This is a genomic window from Amaricoccus sp. W119, assembly GCF_047275745.1.
GTDB lineage: Bacteria > Pseudomonadota > Alphaproteobacteria > Rhodobacterales > Rhodobacteraceae > Amaricoccus.
The window spans coordinates 1-1,162 of record NZ_JBKQWU010000175.1 but is presented as its reverse complement, the minus strand read 5'-3'; the positions used below and the strand labels follow the sequence as shown (position 1 = coordinate 1,162).

The following is a 1,162-nucleotide window of genomic DNA, read 5'->3' as shown; positions in this document are numbered from 1 at the left end:
GGACATAGTCACGCCGAGCGGTATCATTCCAAGGCATCCGATCTCCGTCAGTCTTCGCAAACCGACGTGAATCACAACCCTATGATATCGCTCAACTCATTTCGGGTTCGGCTCTCAGGCACGCAGTGCCAGCCTCAGCTCCTGATCCATCCCGAGCATCTCGCGGACCATCAGGGGCGTGGCGCGCCGAACCACGCGGGTCTCGACGAGGCTGAGATCATCACTGAAGCTATCGGGAACGATCTCGTATTCCGAGAGACGCGCCGCGTCGGACCTGCCGAACGGTGAGAGTATCCCATGCAGCATGAGCCGGGGTCGCGGCTTCCGCCGGAGCCGGTCCCGCCGCGCCTGGAGGAACTCATCAGAGAGCGCGCGCGCGAGGAATTCGAGCGCGGCGAGGGTCACCGGAGCTTCCGCGCGGGGATCCTCGAGGACGCAGACGTGGACGACATCTTCGTGGCGCTCGATGATGAGCCGCGCCTTGGTCCGACGGTCGGAGCGCCAGTCCGCCGGAACCTCGCGATCCCGGATCTCGCGCGCGGCGTCTTCCATCGGCTCCAGTCGAAACACGCCATTGTCCCATTCCTCGAACGGCTCGGCCGCCCGATAGGCTTCCACCCGGCCGCAGAGCGCCCGGAACGCCGCGTGGCGCGCCACCATCTCCGCGACGGTGGCGGACCCAAGCATCCGGGGGAGCGGCAGCGCCGCGCGTTCCGCCGGGCCCGCGCTCGCCACGGCGAGGTGCTCCTCGAGATCGTGGGCGAACTGGAACCCCGCGAAGGCGGCTTCGCGGAGCTCTTCGCCCAGCCGCCGCGTCAGCTCCGAAGTGCTCCTGGGATCATGCCTTCCCACGAGATCGAGCAGGGTGTTCGCCCGGTCCCAGCGCGTTTCCCAATCCGGATCGTAGGTCGGCAACTCCGAGCCGGGATCCAGAAGCTTGCCGAGGTCCGCCGCCTTGCCGTTCATCCGATACTCTCCCATGCACTCAGGCGGGGGCGTTTAGCGGCGAGGGAGTCGGCTGTCGAGGCCGCGAACGTAGAACATTCTGGCCGCGCTCAGGGTTTCAGGCGCCGCCCCTGCCCGGCGCGCCGGGTCGCGGCGACGCGCCGCGCCTCCCCCGCCGCCGCGCGCTCGGCGCCGCGCAGCGCCTGGACCGCGTGGC

The 1,162-nt window shown here is 68.8% G+C and carries 1 protein-coding gene; it reads right to left on the bottom strand.

The window, feature by feature from the left end:
* Positions 1-114: 114 nt before the first annotated feature.
* The gene (locus ACLJK8_RS22785) at positions 115-966 is read right to left on the bottom strand and encodes a hypothetical protein (RefSeq protein ID WP_413152685.1); all 852 of its coding nucleotides are present in this window, start codon (positions 964-966) and stop codon (positions 115-117) included.
* Positions 967-1,162 lie beyond the last annotated feature (196 nt).